Here is a 15,295-nt window from a genome sequence, read left to right as displayed (position 1 = left end):
GGGCGCGGACCTGCCTGGTCACGCCCCGGGGCGCGGGGGAGCGGCGAGGCCCGGCGGATAGGCTCTGAGGTATGCGTTCTTGGCCTGCGCCCGACATCGTCCGCCTGCCCGGAAACGGGCAGCGGCTCCGCCTCCACGACACCGTCTCCGGAACCCTGCGCCCCACGTCGCCCGGGCCGACCGCGCGGATGTACGTCTGCGGCATCACCCCCTACGACGCCGCCCACCTCGGGCACGCCTTCACCTACCTGGCGTTCGACCTGGTCAACCGGGTCTGGCGGGACGCCGGCCACCAGGTCGACTACGTGCAGAACACCACCGACATCGACGACCCGCTGCTGGAGCGCGCCGCCCGCGACCGCGTCGACTGGCGCGAGCTCGCCGAGCGCGAGATCCAGGTGTTCCGCGACGACATGACGGCGCTGCGGGTCCTCCCGCCGCGCGCCTACGTGGGCGTCGTGGAGTCCATCGACCTGATCGTGGAGTTCATCGAGCGCATCCGGGCGCGCGGCTCCTGCTACGACCTGGACGGCGACGTGTACTTCTCCGCCGCCGACGCGCCCGGATTCGGCTCGGTGAGCGGGCTGGACCGCGAGGAGATGCTGCGGCTCTTCGGTGAGCGCGGCGGCGACCCCCAGCGGCCGGGCAAGAAGGACCCCCTGGACTGGCTGCTGTGGCGGGCCGAGCGGCCGGGAGAGCCCGCCTGGGACAGCTCGCTCGGGCGCGGCCGCCCCGGCTGGCACGTCGAGTGCAGCGCCATCTCGCTGCGCGAGCTCGGCATGGGGTTCGACCTCAACGGCGGCGGGGACGACCTCGTCTTCCCGCACCACGAGATGGGGGCGTGCGAGGCGCGCTGCGCCAGCGGCACCGACGGGCCCCAGGCGCTCGGCTACGCGCACGTCGCCATGGTCGGCCTCGACGGCGAGAAGATGTCGAAGTCGCTCGGCAACCTGGTCTTCGTCTCCGGGCTGCGCGCCGAGGGCGCCGACCCGATGGCGATCCGCCTCGCGCTGCTGGACCACCACTACCGCACCGCCTGGGACTGGACCGCCGGCGAACTGCCCGCCGCGAGCGAGCGGCTGGCCCGCTGGCGGGCCGCGGCGGCGCTGCCCGCCGGTCCCGACGCCATGCCGCTGCTGGAGCGCGTACGCGGCGCGCTCGCCGCCGATCTGGACAGCCCGGCCGCGCTGGCGGCCGTGGACGACTGGGCGGCCCGGGCGCTCGCCGGGCCCGAAGGAGCCGGAGACGCCGCCGCGCCCGCGCTCATGCGCGACCTCGTGGACACCCTGCTGGGCGTCGACCTCGGCCGTCCGTGACGCGCCCGGCCCCGGCGCGCCGCGCCGGGGCCGGCCACCACGAAGTGTCATGCGGCGCCGCGGAGCGTGGTGAGATAGGGGCATGACAACCCCCACGACTCAGAGCGGCGCGGCCGCGTTGATCCACGCCTTCGCGCGCACCGGAGACACGCTCGGCGACCGTGCCGACCTCGCCCGCTTCCTTCGCGAGCACCGGCTCGTCACCGAAGGGGCGATCCCGATCACCCTGGCCGACTTCGACGAGGCGGTCGCGTTGCGCGACGCCGTACGCGCCCAACTCGCCTCCGCCGCGGGGGCCACCGCCGACCCCGACGTCCTGGCGCGCGGCCAGCGGGTGCTCGACGGTCTGCGCATGACGGTCCGCCTCGCGCCCGGCGACTCCGCGCCGTCGCCGTTGCAGCCCGCGGTCGTCGACGAGGTCCGCCGTGGGCTCGCCCGCATCGCCGCCGCCTGGGCGGTGGTCCTGGCCACGGGAGAGTGGCGCGGCATCACGGTGTGATCGGTGGGCCGGCCGACGCCGCCGGTCGCGGCGCAGGCCCCGGCCCGTGCGTCCGTGATTCAGGTGACGGGTGCCCGCTCCACCCGCATCGGCCCGCACACGGGGGACGGCGCGGTGGCCGGCCCGCGTGGGACGGGCGCCGGGGCCACGCGCCCGGGTGCGGCCGGTACCGGCCGACCGGGGACCGGCGGCCCGCTAACCGTGCCCGCGCCGCTTCAGGTACCGCTCGAACTCGCGGGCGATGGCCTCGCCGCTCGCCTCCGGGAGTTCGGTGGCGTCCTTGGCCTCCTCCAGACTACGGACGTAGCTGGCGATGTCGGAGTCCTCCGAGGCGAGTTCGTCCACCCCGCGCTCCCAGGCGCGGGCCTCCTCGGGCAGGTCGCCGAACGGGATCGTCAGGTCGAGGATGTCCTCCACCCGGCGCAGCAGCGACAGCGTGCCCTTGGGGCACGGCGGCTGCGCCACGTAGTGCGGAACGGCCGCCCACAGCGAGATGGTCTCCAGGCCGGCCGCGCCGAACACGTCCTGCAGCACGCCGACGATGCCGGTGGGCCCCTCGTAGTTGGTCGGCTCCAGGCCGAGCGTGCGGCGCAGTTCGGGCGGCGACACCACGCTGGCGACCGGCACCGGACGGGTGTGCGGGGAGTCGGCCAGCAGCGCACCCAGCAGGATCACCCTGCGCACGCCGAGTTCGCGGGCCACGGCCAGCAGGTCGGCGCAGAAACCGCGCCACCGCATGTTCGGCTCGGTGCCGCGCACCAGGACGACGTCGCCACGGGCGCCCGGCGGGCGCGCCACGGACACCCGCGTGGTGGGCCAGGTGATACCGCGGTTCTCGCCGTCCACCATCTCCACGCGCGGGCGCGACACCTGGAAGTCGTAGTAGTCGTCGGGTTCCAGCGCCAGCAGTTCGTCGGTGTCCCAGACCGTGGCCAGGTGTTCGATGACCGAACTGGCCGCCTCGCCAGCGTCATTCCAGCCCTCGAACGCGGCCACCATGACGGGCTCGACCAGCTCCGGAACGCTGTCGAGCTCTCGCACAGGCCGCCTCCTCACATTCCGGACTCCGGCGCCGCGGCCATCCGGTCGACATCACCAACAACTGACGCGAACTCCAGCCCTACCACGTTCGGGGCCCGGGGCGACAGATACTTGTCGGGATCCGTTGGGATCCGCCGCCGCCGGGACCGAACCGGGCTCGGCCGGACTGGCACCACCCTATGCCGTCCGCACTGCGCGGTGCAGGGGGCGATGCCCAAGTGTCGGGCACTCCACTGCCATGACTGGTGGGGGCGCTGCCGGAGCGTGTCACGAACGATGCAACACCCCGGCCCGTCCGGTTGTTCCGCCCACGTCCGGGACCTCCGGTCCCAGGCCCCGCGCGGCGGCGCCGTCCGGCCTATCGCCGGCGTGCGGCCGGGTCCGCACCGTTCATGTGGCGTTCACCGCCCCGCGGTCGCGCTGTTCGGCGCCGGCGCCGTGCGCGGGGATACGGTGTTCACCGCCGCACGGCGGCGCCCGCTCCCGTCCCGCGTTGCTACCGGTCCTTGAGCAAGGCACCGGTGTGCCATTACTACAGTTAAGGGTCATGAGTTCTCGACTCTCCTTCCGGGAAGCCCTAGCCCAGCGCGTCATCGTCGCCGACGGCGCCATGGGCACGATGCTCCAGGCCCACGACCTCGGCCTGGACGACTTCGAAGGGCACGAGGGCTGTAACGAGATCCTCAACGTGACCCGGCCCGACGTCGTGCGCGCGACGCACGCCGCCTTCCTCGACGTCGGGGTCGACTGTGTCGAGACCAACACCTTCGGCGCCAACTTCAGCGCGCTCGGGGAGTACGGGATCCCCGAGCGCACCCACGAGCTCGCCGAGGCGGGCGCCCGGCTGGCCCGGGAGGCGGCCGACGAGTACAGCACCGCCGGCCACCCCCGCTACGTGCTCGGTTCGGTCGGCCCCGGCACCAAGCTCCCCACCCTCGGGCACGCGCCGTTCGCCACGCTGCGCGACTACTACCAGCGCTGCGCGGAGGGCCTGATCGCCGGTGGTGCCGACGCGATCCTCATCGAGACCTGCCAGGACCTGCTGCAGACCAAGGCGGCCGTCATCGCCGCCCGGCGCGCCCGCGAGGCCGCCGGCGTGGACGTTCCGGTGATCGCCCAGGTGACCATCGAGACGACCGGCACCATGCTGCTCGGCTCCGAGATCGGCGCGGCGCTGACCGCCCTGGAGCCGCTCGGCATCGACATGATCGGCCTGAACTGCGCCACCGGCCCGGCCGAGATGAGCGAGCACCTGCGCTACCTGTCGCAGCACGCGCGGGTGCCCATCTCCTGCATGCCCAACGCGGGCCTGCCCGAGCTGGGCGCCGACGGCGCGGTCTACCCGCTCAGCCCGGGCGAGCTCGCCGACGCGCACGACTCCTTCACCACCGAGTTCGGCATCTCGCTGGCCGGCGGCTGCTGTGGCACCACGCCCGAGCATCTGCGCCAGGTCGTGGAGCGGGTCGCCGGACGCGGCGTCCGTGACCGGCGGCCGCGCGGCGAGGCCGCCGCCGCCTCGCTGTACCAGAGCGTGCCGTTCCGCCAGGACGCCAGCTACCTGGCCATCGGCGAGCGCACCAACGCCAACGGGTCCAAGGCGTTCCGCGAGGCGATGATCGAGGAACGCTACGACGACTGCGTGGAGATCGCCCGGGACCAGATCCGCGACGGCGCGCACCTGCTCGACCTGTGCGTCGACTACGTCGGCCGCGACGGCACCCGCGACATGACCGAACTCGCCTCGCGGCTGGCCACCGCCTCCACCCTGCCCCTGGTGCTGGACTCCACCGAGCCCGACGTGCTGCGGGCCGGCCTGGAGGCGGTCGGCGGCCGGGCCGTCATCAACTCCGTGAACTTCGAGGACGGCGACGGCCCCGACTCGCGGTTCAACCGGATCATGCCGCTGGTCAAGGAGCACGGCGCCGCGGTCGTCGTCATGGCCATCGACGAGGAGGGCCAGGCCCGCACCGCGGAGCGCAAGATCGCCATCGCCACCCGCACCATCGAGGCGCTGGTCGACCGGTGGGACATGCGCGTCGAGGACATCATCGTCGACTGCCTGACCTTCACCATCGGCACCGGGCTGGAGGAGTCACGGCGCGACGCCCTGGAGACCATCGAGGCCATCCGCGGCCTGAAGAGCCGGTACCCGGACGTACAGACCACCCTCGGCGTCTCCAACGTCTCCTTCGGGCTCAACCCCGCCGCCCGCATCGTGCTGAACTCCGTCTTCCTGCACGAGTGCGTGGAGGCCGGGCTGGACTCCGCGATCGTGCACGCGTCCAAGATCCTGCCGATGACCCGCATCCCGGAGGAGCAGCGCCGGGTCGCCCTCGACATGGTGTACGACCGGCGGGACGGCGAGTACGACCCGCTGAAGCGGTTCCTCGAACTGTTCGAGGGCGTGGACGCCCAGCAGCTGAAGGCGAGCCGCGCCGAGGAACTGGCCGCGCTGCCGCTGTGGGAGCGGCTGGAGCGCCGCATCATCGACGGTGAGCGCGTGGGCCTGGAGGCCGATCTGGACGAGGCGCTGACCGAGCGCCCGGCCCTGGAGATCGTCAACGACACCCTGCTGGCCGGGATGAAGGTCGTCGGCGACCTGTTCGGCTCCGGCGAGATGCAGTTGCCGTTCGTGCTGAAGTCCGCCGAGGTCATGAAGTCCGCCGTCGCGCACCTCGAACCGCACATGGAGAAGAGCGACGACGAGGGCAAGGGCCGCATCGTGCTCGCCACCGTCAAGGGCGACGTGCACGACATCGGCAAGAACCTGGTCGACATCATCCTGTCCAACAACGGCTACGAGGTCGTCAACCTCGGGATCAAGCAGCCGGTGACGGCGATCCTGGAGGCGGCGGAGGAGCGGCACGCCGACGTCATCGGGATGTCCGGCCTGCTGGTCAAGTCCACGGTGGTGATGAAGGAGAACCTCCAGGAGATGAACTCCCGGGGGATCGCCGGCCGCTACCCGGTGCTGCTCGGCGGCGCGGCGCTCACCCGCTCTTACGTGGAGCAGGACCTCGCCGAGGTGTTCGACGGTCAGGTGCGCTATGCGCGCGACGCCTTCGAGGGGCTGCGGCTGATGGACGCGTTCATGGCGGTCAAGCGCGGCGTCGAGGGCGCCGAGCTTCCGCCGCTGCGGCAGCGCCGGGTGCGCACGGGGGCGAAGCTGACCGTCACCGAGCCGGAGGACATGCCGGCGCGCAGCGACGTCGCCGTCGACAACCCGGTGCCGGTCCCGCCGTTCTGGGGCGACCGGATCAGCAAGGGCATCCCGCTCGCCGACTACGCCGCCTTCCTCGACGAGCGCGCCACGTTCATGGGGCAGTGGGGCCTGAAGGCGTCGCGCGGCGGTGGCCCCGGCTACGAGGAGCTGGTCGAGACCGAGGGGCGGCCGCGGCTGCGGATGTGGCTGGACCGCATCCAGACCGACGGCCTGCTGGAGGCGGCCGTGGTGTACGGCTACTTCCCGTGCTACAGCGATGGCGACGACCTCGTCGTCCTGGACGAGCGGGGCGCGGAGCGCACCCGGTTCACCTTCCCGCGGCAGCGCCGCGACCGGCACCTGTGCCTGGCCGACTTCTTCCGCCCGAAGGAGTCGGGGGAGCTCGACGTCGTGGGCCTGCAGGTGGTGACGGTCGGCGGCGCGATCAGCCGCGCGACCCAGGAGCTGTTCGAGCGCAACGCCTACCGCGACTACCTGGAGCTGCACGGCCTGTCGGTCCAGCTCACCGAGGCGCTGGCCGAGTACTGGCACACCCGGGTCCGGGCGGAGCTGGGCTTCGCCGGAGAGGACCCCGCGGACCTCGACGCGTTCTTCAAGCTCGGTTACCGGGGAGCGCGTTTCTCGCTCGGCTACGGTGCCTGCCCGAACCTGGAGGACCGCGCCAAGATCGTGGACCTGCTGGCTCCCGAGCGCGTCGGCGTCACGTTGTCCGAAGAGTTCCAACTCGTTCCCGAACAGGCCACCGACGCGATCATCATCCATCACCCGGAGGCGAAATACTTCAACGCATGACCGCAACCGGTGGCTCCACGGCCGCGGCGCCCCGCGGCCCGCAGGCGGTGCTGTTCGATCTCGACGGCACGCTCATCGACACCGAGGACATGTGGATGGCCACCGAGGCCGAGGTGGCGGAGTCCCTCGGCGGCCGGTGGACGGCGGCCGACCGCGACGCCAACGTCGGCGGTTCGGCGCGCGCGGCCGCCGAGTACCTGGTGCGGGTCACCCGGACGGACGTGCCGGTGCCGGAGGTCATGCGGATGCTCGCCACGGTGATGCGGCGGCGGCTCGCCGCCGGGCCGGAGCCGCGTCCGGGCGCCAAGGAACTGCTCACGGAGGTGCGCCGTTCCGGGCTGCCCACGGCGCTGGTGACCTCCACGCACCGGCCGCTGCTGGAGGTCTCCATTACCGCGATCGGCGCCGAGCACTTCGACGTGACCGTCGCCGGCGACGAGGTCGCGCACAACAAGCCGCATCCGGAGCCCTACCTGACCGCCGCCCGGCTGCTCGGCGTCGACCCGGCCGGGTGCGTCGCCCTGGAGGACTCGCCCACCGGCGTCGCCTCGGCGCAGGCGGCCGGGTGCGTCACGGTGGCCGTTCCGCACCTGCTGCCGATCGGGCCGGCGGAGCGGCGGGTGGTGGTCGACTCGCTGGTCGGCCTGGACGTGGAGTGGCTGCGCGCCACCGCGGTGGCGCACGGCGCGGGCTGAGACCCGGCCGCCGGAGGACCCGGGCCGGCGCGGAACCGGGACCGGCGGAGGAGGCGCCGCCGGTCCCCGCCGCCGGACCGCTCCTGAGCAGGGCGGCGCCGCCATGTCCAGAATTTCGGGTTTATCGGTTTTTAGCCACAATTCGGCCACACCCCGAAAAGCGTGGCTTTCTGCATTAGGGTGCCAGCAACGTCGGTCGCTTCCGTCACCAGCCCGTATCCCGTCGCGCCCCCGCCCTCCGGCGCGGTCGCCGCAGGTCACGAGCGGGGATCGCGCGCCGGCGTCGTTGTGATCCTGGGTGCCCATCCACACCCCGATCCCCCACGAGAAGGGACAGCCAGTGCGTCAACGGGTACTGACGATGGCCGCGACAGGGGCCGCCGCGGCGCTGCTGCTGAGCGCCTGCGGCGGCGACGGCGGCGGTGGCGGCGAGGCCACCGGCAGCTACAACCAGGGACTCACGGAGGTCGTCAACCCCTCCGACCAGACCGGCGGCACCCTGCGCTTCGCGATCAGCGCCGACATCGAGAGCACCGACCCGGGCAACACCTATTACGGCTACGTCTGGAACTTCAGCCGCTTCTACGCCCGCACCCTCTACACCTACACCGCGGCGCCGGGCGAGGCCGGCCGCGAGGTCGTCCCCGACCTCGCCGAGGAGCTGCCCGAGGTGAGCGAGGACGGTCTCACCTGGACGGTGCGCCTGAAGGAGGGGCTGCGCTACGAGGACGGCTCGGAGATCGTCGCCGAGGACATCCGCTACGCGATCGCGCGCAGCAACTTCGGCGACCAGGCACTGCCGAACGGCCCCAAGTACTACCAGCAGCTGCTGGCCGACAGCGAGGACTACGAGGGGCCCTACGCCGACCCCGACGACCCGTTCGAGGGCTTCGGCGGCATCGAGACCCCGGACGACCACACCCTGGTCTTCCACCTCAAGGAACCGTTCTACGACTTCACCTACGTGATGGTGCCGCCGCAGAGCGCGCCGGTGCCGCCCGAGGCGGACACCGGTGAGCAGTACCAGGCGCGCGTCGTGTCCTCCGGCCCCTACCGGTTCGAGGACGACTGGCGGCCGGGCAACGGCCTGACCCTGGTGCGCAACGAGGAGTGGGACGCCGAGACCGACCCGGTGCGCACCGCGCTGCCGGACCGGATCACGGTCGAGGAGGGCATCGAGCAGAACGAGATCGACCAGCGGCTGGCCAACGGCCAGCTCGACGTCGACCTCGGCGGCACCGGGCTGGGCCCGGCGATGAAGGGCCAGGTCGTCACCGACGATGCGGCGCGGGCCAACCTCGACAACCCCGAGAACGGCGCGCACTACTTCCTCGCGGTCAACACCCAGGTCGAGCCGTTCGACGACCAGGCGTGCCGGCAGGCCATCCAGTACGCGGTCAACCGCGAGGCGGTGCAGCGTGCCTGGGGCGGCGAGGTCGGCGGCACCATCGCCACCCAGGTGCTGCCCCCGGTGATCGCGGGCGCGAACCCCGACCTCGACCCCTACCCCTCCGAGGGCCACGCCGGCGACGCCGACGCCGCCCGCGAGAAGCTGGCGGAGTGCGGCGAGGACGGCGGGATCTCCGCCAACCTCGGCGTGCGCTCGGACCGGCCGGCCGAGGTGGCCGCCGCCGAGGCGATCCAGGAGTCGCTGGCCCGCGCCGACATCGAGGTCAGCATCCAGCAGTACCCGTCGGACACCTACACCAACACCCAGGCCGGCTCGCCGTCGTTCGTGCACGACAACGAGCTGGGCCTGATGATCTACGGCTGGATGCCCGACTGGCCCACCGGCTACGGCTACATGAGCCAGATCCTCGACGGTGACGCGATCAAGGACGCCGGCAACTCCAACCTGTCGGAGCTGGACGACCCCGAGATCAACGAGCTGTTCGACGAGGTCATCACGGTGGAGGACCCTGACGAGCAGGCGGAGATCTACGCCCAGATCGACGAGCTGGTGATGGACCGCGCCGTCATCGTCCCGATGGTGTTCCACAAGTCGGTGCTGTACCGGCCGGACAACCTGACGAACGCGTTCTTCAACCCGAGCTGGAAGATGTTCGACTACGCGGTGCTGGGCACCACGGAGACCGGCTCCTGATCCCTTGCCGAACGCCGGGGCGGCCCACCGGGACGTCCCGGCGCTTGCCGGGGTGTCCGCGTTTCTCGCGGTTGCGACGAGTGGGCGGACTGCCCCGGGCGGAACCCGGCCCAATGACGCGTTGGCCCTCTCCGGGGCACGCGCGGGTTCACGACGATGAGGACGGTGACGAGCATGGCGACCGAGAAGGCGCGAGGTTCCAGGGGGGCCGACGATCTGGGAGACGAACCCACGGTCGTCACCTATCCCGCGTCGGGGCGGGAGGTCGTCTCGATGGACTTTCCCCTGCGGGAGTTCACCCGGCACGCGGGCGCCGACGTCGATCCGAACGCCCGAAGGAACGCCGAGTCGAGCCGGGCCTTCCGCGCGCAGGAGCGGAACGGTCCGAACCAGGCGAATCCCGGCCGATCGGCGTAGCCGACGTCCCCCGTTTACCTAGGGGACTCACCCGATGTCGCGACGGGTCCTGAAGTGCGAGACTGGTGGTATGCCGACGCAGATCCCGTTCGAAGGTCCGATGCTCGGGGCGGCCCTCACCATCGTGGGGCTGCTGGTCTCCTGGGTGGTGTGGCGCCGCCGCGGTGCGGCGGCCGGGCTGCGCGGTGTGGCGTGGTCGCTGCTGCCGCTCGCCGCCGGGCTCATGGGCCTGATGACCATCCTGTGGCGGCTGGTCAGCGACCTCGCCGGGTTCTTCGCCGGCCTGGTGTTCAACCCCGTGGTGTGGGCCGGAGTCGTGGTGGCCGGGCTCGCCGTGGTGCTGTGGGTCGTCTCGGGCGTCATGCGGGCCCGGGGCGTGGGCACCCGCGGGCGCCGGGCGGCCGACGGCGGCGCGAAGGCCCCCGCCACGGGTTCGGGCGGGCGGCCGGCGGTGAGCGGCGCGGGCACGGGTCCGGCGGCCGGCGCCTCGGCCGCGGGCGGCAAGCGCGCGGACTCCGCGGACGACGACTTCAGCGACATCGAGGAGCTGCTCCGCCGCCGCGGCATCGGCTGACCGGAACCGGCCCGGCGCCCCGCCGCAGAACCCTCGCGACCAGCTGAGACCCGCCGGTTTCCGGCGGGTTTCCGCTGTGTCCCGGTGTGCGGCGCGCACCCGTGTGACGGTTGTGCGGGCGCTCTTCTGGGGAGGGATCACCGTGGCCGAGGCGCGCCTCTGTGGTGCGGGGCGGGTTCTCCGGCACACTCGGTGGCGCGACACTATCGGCCGCCATGTTACGAGAAGTGACGGAAACATGAGGCTCGAATCACGATTCGGCTACAAGCAGACAAATTGGACGTTCTGCAAGGTACTGGCGCGTACATTGATCGCCGTGCACGTCGAATGACCGGCGTGTACCGGCAGTGTCCATCTGGATCCACTCGGGAATCCGAGCCGTACACGGTCGCACGCCCCCGGCGGTGGGTCACCCACTCACTGTCGGTGACGGCCGCCGCACCCCGGCCGCCCCGCCCGGAACCACGGACCGTGCCGCCGCCCGGAACATCCACCGGAGCTCGACACCGCAGCCACAAGCGGAGTAGTGGGGGAGAAGTGGTGCCATGACCGCGCCTTTGGACGCACCGAACTCGGCCGACCAGGCCGGACCAGAGGCGATCACCCACGGCGTTCGCAACACGGCGAACCGGTCCCTGCGCCAGATCGCGTGGCAGCGGTTCCGCCGTGACAAGGTGGCGCTCGGCGGCGGCATCGTCGTCGCGTTCCTCATCCTCGTCGCGCTGCTCGCGCCGCTGCTCACCCGGTGGTTCGGCTACCCGCCCAACGAGTTCCACCAGAGCCTGATCGACCCCCTGACCGGCGGCGTGCTGCGCGACCCCAGCGACCCCATGGGCGGACTCGACCCGCTCGGCGGGATCAGCGCCGACCACCTGCTCGGCCTGGAGCCGGTCAACGGACGAGACCTGTTCAGCCGGATCGTCTACGGCGCGCAGATCTCGCTGCTGGTCGCGTTCGGCGCCACGATCCTGTGCGTGGTCATCGGCACCCTCCTCGGCGTCATCGCCGGCTACTTCGGCGGCTGGATCGACGCCGTCATCAGCCGCGCCATGGACATCTTCCTGGCCTTCCCGCTGCTGCTCTTCGCCATCGCGCTGGCCGGCGTGATCCCCGACGGCGCCTTCGGGCTGCAGGGCAACGGCCTGCGCGTGGCCGTCATCATCTTCATCATCGGGTTCTTCAACTGGCCCTACATCGGGCGCATCGTGCGCGGCCAGACGCTCACACTCAAGGAGCGGGAGTTCGTCGAGGCCGCCCGCAGCCTGGGAGCGAGCAACGGTTACATCCTGTTCCGCGAGCTGCTGCCCAACCTGGTGACGCCCATCCTCGTCTACTCGACGCTGCTCATCCCGACGAACATCATCTTCGAGGCGTCGCTCTCCTTCCTCGGCGTGGGCATCAACCCGCCGACCCCCAGCTGGGGCGGCATGCTGTCCAACTCGCTGCAGTACTACACGACGTCCCCGCACTTCGTGATCATTCCGGGACTGGCCATCTTCATCACCGTGCTGGCGTTCAACCTGCTCGGTGACGGCCTCCGCGACGCCTTCGATCCCCGCTCGACCGACTGAGCCGGAGCGCGACGCGGACGAACGGCGCACCCACGCGCCGGCCCTGTACGGGCTTCCCCAGCACCCGATCCCATCCCGCAGCCTGCGAGAAAGGCGAGGAACCAACGTGAGGACCCAGAGGACACTGAGGAAACCGGCGCTCGGCGCACTCGCCGCCGGCGCCGCGGCGACCCTGCTGCTGAGCGCCTGCGGCGGTGGCGGCGGCGGTGGCGGCGAGGCCACCGGCAGCTACAACCAGGGGGCCACCGAGGTCGTCAACGCCTCCGACCAGGCCGGCGGCACGCTGCGCTACGCCATGTCCTCCGACATCGAGTCGCTGGACCCGGGCAACACCTACTACGGCTACGTCTGGAACTTCAGCCGCTACTACGCCCGCACCCTCTACACCTACAGCCCCGAGCCCGGCGCGAACTCCACCGAGCCGGTGCCCGACCTCGCCGAGGACATGCCCGAGGTCAGCGACGACGGCCTGACCTGGACCGTCCGGCTGCGCGAGGGACTGCGGTACGAGGACGGCTCGCCCATCGTCGCCGAGGACATCAAGTACGCCATCGCGCGCAGCAACTTCGGCGAGCAGGCGCTGCCCAACGGGCCGAAGTACTTCTCGGCGCTGCTGGCCGACAGCGAGGACTACGAGGGGCCCTACGCCAACGAGGCCGATCCGCTGGCCGGCTTCGACGGCATCGAGACGCCGGACGAGCGCACCCTCGTCTTCCACCTCAAGGAGCCGTTCGCCGACCTCAACTACGTCCTGCTGCAGCCGCAGACCGCCCCGGTCCCGGCCGACGCCGACCGCGGCGAGCAGTACCAGGAGCGGGTCGTGTCCTCCGGCCCCTACCGGTTCGAGAACGACTACGCCCCCGGCAACGGCGTCACGCTGGTGCGCAACGAGGAGTGGGACCCCGAGACCGACCCGATCCGCGACGCGCTGCCGGACCGGATCACGGTCGAGGAGGGCATCGAGCAGAACGAGATCGACCAGCGGCTCGTCAACGGCCAGCTCGACGTCGACCTCGCCGGCACCGGCCTTGGCCCGGCGATGAAGGGCCAGGTCGTCACCGACGAGGCCCGCCGCGCCAACATCGACAACCCCGAGACCGGCGCGCTCCGCTACGTCGCCATCAACACCGTGGTCGAGCCGCTGGACGACGTCGCCTGCCGCCAGGCGGTCATGTTCGCCGCGAGCCAGGAGGGCCTGCAGCGCGCCTGGGGCGGCGAGGTCGGCGGATCGATCCCGACCCAGATCATCCCGCCGGCCATCAACGGCTCCGACCCGGAGATCGACCTGTACCCGTCCGAGGGCCGCACCGGCGACCTCGACGCCGCCCGCGAGAAGCTGGAGGAGTGCGGCGAGGGCGACGGCTTCAGCACCAACATCGGAGTCCGCTCGGACCGCCCGACCGAGGTCAACGCCGCGGAGTCGCTGCAGGAGAGCCTCGCCCGGGTGGGCATCGAGGCCGAGATCAAGCAGTACCCGTCGGACACCTACACCAACACCCAGGCCGGCTCGCCGTCCTTCGTGCACGACAACGACCTCGGCCTGATGATCTACGGGTGGATCCCCGACTGGCCCACCGGCTACGGCTTCATGAGCTCCATCGTGGACGGTGACAACATCCGCGACGCCGGCAACTCCAACCTGTCGGAGCTGGACGACCGCGAGGTCAACGAGCTGTTCGACGAGGTCGTCCGCACCGAGGACCCCGAGGAGCAGGCCCGGATCTACGGCGAGATCGACCGCCTGGTCATGGAGAACGCCGCGATCCTGCCGGCGGTGTTCGAGAAGTCCGTGCTGTACCGGCCGCAGAACGTCACCAACGTGTACTTCCACGCCGGCTGGGCCATGTACGACTACATGGCCCTCGGCACCACGAACGAGTAGCAGACCCGTCCCTTCGAGCAGTGAGAAGGCAGGTGAAGTCCGCGGGGGCGGCCGGGCCGGCAACGGCCCGGCCGGCCCGCCGCGGCCGGCCACGTTGATCGCATACATCCTCCGTCGTCTCGGGGCCGGTGCCCTGCTGCTCGCCATCGTCACGCTGGTGACGTTCGCGATCTTCTACGTGGTACCGCGGCTGGCCGGGCAGACGACCGAACAGCTCGCCACCATGTACGTGGGCAAGGCCCCCACGCCCGAGGCCATCCAGGCCACCATCGATCGGCTCGGCCTGGACCAGCCCATCGCCCTGCAGTTCTGGGAGTTCCTCCGGGGCATCTTCGTCGGCGCCACGTACCAGTTCGGCCCGAACGTCGTGGAATGCTCCGCCCCCTGCTTCGGCTACTCCTTCCAGAACTACCAGGAGGTCTTCCCCGAGATCGTGCGCCGGCTGCCGATCACCTTCTCGCTGGGGATCGGGGCGGCCGTGGTGTGGCTGGTCGGCGGCGTCACGGTCGGCATGATCTCCGCCATCAAGAAGGGCAGCCTCTTCGACCGCGTCGCCATGGGCGTGGCCCTGGCGGGCGTCTCGCTGCCGGTGTTCTTCACCGGTCTGCTCGCCCTCGCCTTCCTCGTGCACGCCTGGGGCATCTTCCCGACGCCCGGCTACACGCCGTTCCTGCAGAACCCGATCGCGTGGGCGACCGGCCTGATCCTGCCGTGGTTCACGCTGGCCTTCCTGCACGCGGCGATGTACGCGCGCCAGACCCGGGCGGGCATGCTGGAGACCATGGGCGAGGACTACATCCGCACCGCGCGGGCCAAGGGCCTGCGGGAGCGCACCGTGGTGTTCAAGCACGGGCTCCGCCCCACCCTGACCCCGATCCTCACCATCTTCGGCCTCGACCTGGGGCTGGTGCTCGGCGGCGCGGTGCTGACCGAGCAGGTGTACTCGCTCAACGGCATCGGGCGCTACGCGGTCCAGGCCATCGTGCAGAGCGACCTGCCCGTCATCCTGGGCGTCACCCTGTTCGGGGCGTTCTTCGTGGTCGTCTGCAACCTCATCGTCGATCTGCTCTACGCCTGGGTGGACCCGCGGGTCCGCGTCGCGGGGTAGCGCACGGTCGCCGGCAGCCGTCGGCGGGCCCCACCCACCACGACCCCACCGCAGTCTCCGGCCGTCCCGGAGG

The 15,295-nt window shown here is 71.6% G+C and carries 11 protein-coding genes; 10 read left to right on the top strand and 1 reads right to left on the bottom strand.

From position 1 onward, the window contains the following. The first annotated feature begins 71 nt into the window (after window positions 1-71). The gene (gene mshC / locus ACFQRF_RS05740; protein ID WP_379869443.1) at window positions 72-1,316 is read left to right on the top strand and encodes a cysteine--1-D-myo-inosityl 2-amino-2-deoxy-alpha-D-glucopyranoside ligase; all 1,245 of its coding nucleotides are present in this window, start codon (window positions 72-74) and stop codon (window positions 1,314-1,316) included. An 82-nt stretch (window positions 1,317-1,398) separates the two neighbouring features. Then, the gene (locus ACFQRF_RS05735; protein ID WP_379869442.1) at window positions 1,399-1,815 is read left to right on the top strand and encodes an ABATE domain-containing protein; all 417 of its coding nucleotides are present in this window, start codon (window positions 1,399-1,401) and stop codon (window positions 1,813-1,815) included. A gap of 195 nt (window positions 1,816-2,010) precedes the next feature. On the opposite strand, the gene ACFQRF_RS05730 is transcribed toward ACFQRF_RS05735, so the two are convergent. Further along, window positions 2,011-2,856, bottom strand: a complete 846-nt coding sequence (locus ACFQRF_RS05730) for a PAC2 family protein (RefSeq protein WP_379869440.1) — start codon at window positions 2,854-2,856, stop codon at window positions 2,011-2,013. Window positions 2,857-3,403: 547 nt separating this feature from the next. On the opposite strand from ACFQRF_RS05730, the gene metH reads away from it, so the two are divergent. The 8 genes from metH to ACFQRF_RS05690 all read left to right on the top strand — a co-directional run bounded on the left by metH (window position 3,404) and on the right by ACFQRF_RS05690 (window position 15,222). Next, a complete protein-coding gene (gene metH, locus ACFQRF_RS05725; protein ID WP_379869439.1) occupies window positions 3,404-6,871 on the top strand; it encodes a methionine synthase in 3,468 nt (1,155 codons plus the stop codon). After that, a complete protein-coding gene (locus ACFQRF_RS05720; RefSeq protein WP_379869437.1) occupies window positions 6,868-7,566 on the top strand; it encodes an HAD family hydrolase in 699 nt (232 codons plus the stop codon). Before metH ends, ACFQRF_RS05720 begins: the two co-directional genes overlap by 4 nt. Window positions 7,567-7,906: 340 nt before the next feature. Then, on the top strand, window positions 7,907-9,670 hold the full coding sequence (locus tag ACFQRF_RS05715) for an ABC transporter substrate-binding protein (protein WP_465262329.1): 1,764 nt from the start codon (window positions 7,907-7,909) through the stop codon (window positions 9,668-9,670). Between the two features lie 174 nt (window positions 9,671-9,844). Further along, on the top strand, window positions 9,845-10,087 hold the full coding sequence (locus tag ACFQRF_RS05710; RefSeq protein WP_379869436.1) for a hypothetical protein: 243 nt from the start codon (window positions 9,845-9,847) through the stop codon (window positions 10,085-10,087). 70 nt (window positions 10,088-10,157) lie between these two features. After that, window positions 10,158-10,661 (top strand): cellulose synthase, encoded by a 504-nt coding sequence (locus ACFQRF_RS05705; RefSeq protein WP_379869434.1) that lies wholly within the window; start codon window positions 10,158-10,160, stop codon window positions 10,659-10,661. A 545-nt stretch (window positions 10,662-11,206) separates the two neighbouring features. Next, on the top strand, window positions 11,207-12,232 hold the full coding sequence (locus ACFQRF_RS05700; RefSeq protein ID WP_379869432.1) for an ABC transporter permease: 1,026 nt from the start codon (window positions 11,207-11,209) through the stop codon (window positions 12,230-12,232). Window positions 12,233-12,338: 106 nt separating this feature from the next. Further along, on the top strand, window positions 12,339-14,114 hold the full coding sequence (locus tag ACFQRF_RS05695; RefSeq protein WP_379869431.1) for an ABC transporter substrate-binding protein: 1,776 nt from the start codon (window positions 12,339-12,341) through the stop codon (window positions 14,112-14,114). Window positions 14,115-14,208: 94 nt separating this feature from the next. Then, window positions 14,209-15,222 carry an ABC transporter permease gene (locus tag ACFQRF_RS05690; protein ID WP_379869430.1) on the top strand — a complete coding sequence of 338 codons (1,014 nt, stop codon included), beginning with the start codon at window positions 14,209-14,211 and terminating at the stop codon, window positions 15,220-15,222. Window positions 15,223-15,295 lie beyond the last annotated feature (73 nt).

The organism is Marinactinospora rubrisoli (assembly GCF_042664915.1).
Classification (GTDB): domain Bacteria; phylum Actinomycetota; class Actinomycetes; order Streptosporangiales; family Streptosporangiaceae; genus Marinitenerispora; species Marinitenerispora rubrisoli.
The sequence above is the reverse complement of the archived record's forward strand: the minus strand, read 5'-3'. Positions and strand labels throughout refer to the sequence as shown.